This window comes from Acidovorax sp. HMWF029 (genome assembly GCF_003060895.1).
Lineage (GTDB): Bacteria > Pseudomonadota > Gammaproteobacteria > Burkholderiales > Burkholderiaceae_C > Acidovorax.
Map to the genome: position 1 here is coordinate 18959 of NZ_QAIH01000238.1, position 2504 is coordinate 21462.

Genomic DNA, 2504 nt, shown 5'->3' on the forward strand with positions numbered 1-2504 from the left:
GCCGGGTGCTGGTGGCCCTGCTCGACAATGGCCAACAGCAACACGACCCGCTGCAGCCCGAGCTCATGTTCCGCCGCTTCGATGCGCTGGCACTGGAACAACTCACCGTAGTCTGCGGATGCGGCGGTGGCCAAGCCATTGCAACCGTGCTGCCCGAGGCCATCACCCGCGCCGCGCGCCTAGTGCTGGATGCTGACGCACTCAACACCATCGCCACAGAAGCCGCCTTGCACGCGCTGGTGGTGGCGCGGGGTCAGCATGGGCAACCCACGGTGCTGACGCCGCACCCGCTGGAGGCTGCCCGCCTGCTCGGCATGACCACCGCCGAAGTCCAGGCCAACCGGCTGGAGGCCGCGCAGCAGTTGGCAGACCAATTCAACTGCGTGGCCGTGCTCAAGGGCTCTGGCACGGTGGTGGTGGCGCCAGACCGGGTCCCTGCCATCAACCCCACCGGCAATGCGCGGCTGGCCACAGCAGGCACGGGCGATGTGCTGGCGGGCATGGTGGGCGCACACCTGGCCGCCGGAGCTAGCGCCCTGCGCGCCGCAAGCGAAGCCGTGTACCAACATGGTCAGGTGGCCGACGCCTGGCCCACAGGCTGCGCGCTGACCGCCAGCGCGCTGGCGCGGCGTGTTGGCGGGTGATGAAGGTCAACCCAATAGCGTGACCTGCCGCAGCGGCTTGAGCACACTCGAAGGCGTCATCCCAAACGTCTGGCGGAACATGCGGCTGAAATGCGCCGAGTCGGCAAAGTCCCCATACAAGGCGGCATCCGTCAAGCGCGGGCTGACCGCCAGCCCGGTCATGGCCAGGCGCACCTGCGACCACACACGGTAGCTGCGCAGGCTCACCCCCATTTCAGCGCGGAACAAGTGGTTGAAGCGCGAGGCCGACAACTGCACCTCGGAAGCCAGCCCCGCCCGCGCCAGGCGCCCATGCCCATGCTGCGGGCGGCGCAAGGCCAACAAGCTGCGGGCTACGCGCGGGTCCAGCGGAGGCGCCGCCTGCAGCAGGTGGCGTTGCAGCAGGGCCGGGAGGTCAAAGGCGCGCAGATGGCCCTCCATGGCGGCACGTGCACGCACCGGCGCCGCCACGTCCAGCAACACACCACCTTGCCGTTGGAACATGCTGCGAAGGCTGCGCGCTTCCAGCGAATCAGGCTCTAGGTACACCAGCGCCACCACTTCGCCACAGGGGTCGAACAGATGCTCCACCCCGGCATCCACGAGCGCGCTGTGGCAGGTCACCACCGACCCGGTACCCCTGTGCAACGCAAACCGGCCCGAGAGCCCCATCAGCAGCACGGGCGATGCGTGGCAATGCCAGCCCGTGGCCGGGATCTCGCCCACATACAGCGCGCGGTCAGTGCCCAGCGTCAGGGAATTCGTTCGCTGCGGCATAGCCCAAACCTACAAGTTTCGCGGCGCGGTTCTCGATAGCCTTGCCTGGCCAGGGCGCGTGGCCACAGCCAAGTGCCACTGCACCCCACATTTCTACAGGAGACTGGTTCTTGAAACGCATCGCTTTTTTCTCTGTTACCGCCGCCCTATTTCTGGGCAGCATCGGTCTCTACTACGGCGCCCCCTCGCTGCTCAAAGAGCCCCTGCTCCACCTCAACCGCAGCCTCTCGGGCATGGAAGAGAAAACAACTACCGCCGCGATGCACACCATCCACTACCTGGACAGCGGTGCACAGCCCCATCCGGCCCCCGGCCAACAGGGAGACACACCCTTGGTGCTACTGCACGGGATTTTTGCGGAGAAAGACCATTGGGTGGATTTTGCGCGCCCCCTCACCGGCCAGTACCGGGTGATTGCCCCCGACTTCCCCGGCTTTGGCGAAAGCTCCCGGCTAGACGACCAGCCCTATGACTACGCCGCACACACACAGCGCCTGGGCGCGTTGCTGGACGCCCTGGGCATCGAGAAGGTCCACCTCGCGGGCAACTCCATGGGCGGCACCATCGCCGCGCTGTTTGCGCTGCAACACCCCGAGCGTGTGGCCAGCGTCGCCTTCATCGGCGCGCCCCATGGCATCCGCTCGCCCAAGCCCAGCAACATGGACCGCCTTATCGACACCGGGCAGCGCCCGCTAGTGGCTCACGACGACGCCGCCTTCAGAGCCATGATGGACCTGGTGTTTGAAAAGCGCCCGTTCCTGCCCTACCCCATCCTGCACGCCACCGAGCAGGCGGCGCTGCGCAATGCACAATCCAATGCCCGCCTGTGGGACGCCCAGCTCAAGGACCGCTATCTGCTGGAGCAGCGGCTGGGCGATCTGCAGCAGCACCCCGTGCTCGCGCTGTGGGGCGACAGCGACCGGGTGTTTGACCGCTCGGGACTGCTTCCCCTGCAAAAGCTGCTGCCCCAGGCGCAACTGGAAGCCCTACCAGGCATCGGCCATCTGCCCATGATGGAAGCGCCCGCCAATACGGCGCAGCGGTATGCGCGTTTTCTGGAGGGCCTTGCCCCACCCAGCGCACTGGCACCCCAGAAAATTCAAT

The 2504-nt window shown here is 66.7% G+C and carries 3 protein-coding genes; 2 read left to right on the top strand and 1 reads right to left on the bottom strand.

Annotation, left to right across the window (positions count from 1 at the left end; translation table 11 throughout):
* A partial coding sequence (locus DBR12_RS23115) for an ADP/ATP-dependent (S)-NAD(P)H-hydrate dehydratase (RefSeq protein WP_233244750.1) occupies positions 1 to 644 on the top strand: 644 nt, incomplete at its 5' end.
* A gap of 6 nt (positions 645 to 650) precedes the next feature.
* On the opposite strand, the gene DBR12_RS17615 is transcribed toward DBR12_RS23115, so the two are convergent.
* Positions 651 to 1400, bottom strand: coding sequence for an AraC family transcriptional regulator (locus DBR12_RS17615; protein WP_108618453.1), 750 nt, complete (start codon positions 1398 to 1400; stop codon positions 651 to 653).
* A 110-nt stretch (positions 1401 to 1510) separates the two neighbouring features.
* Between DBR12_RS17615 and DBR12_RS17620 the strand changes: the two genes are divergently transcribed.
* The coding region (locus DBR12_RS17620; RefSeq protein WP_108618459.1) for an alpha/beta fold hydrolase at positions 1511 to 2504 on the top strand (994 nt) is incomplete at its 3' end.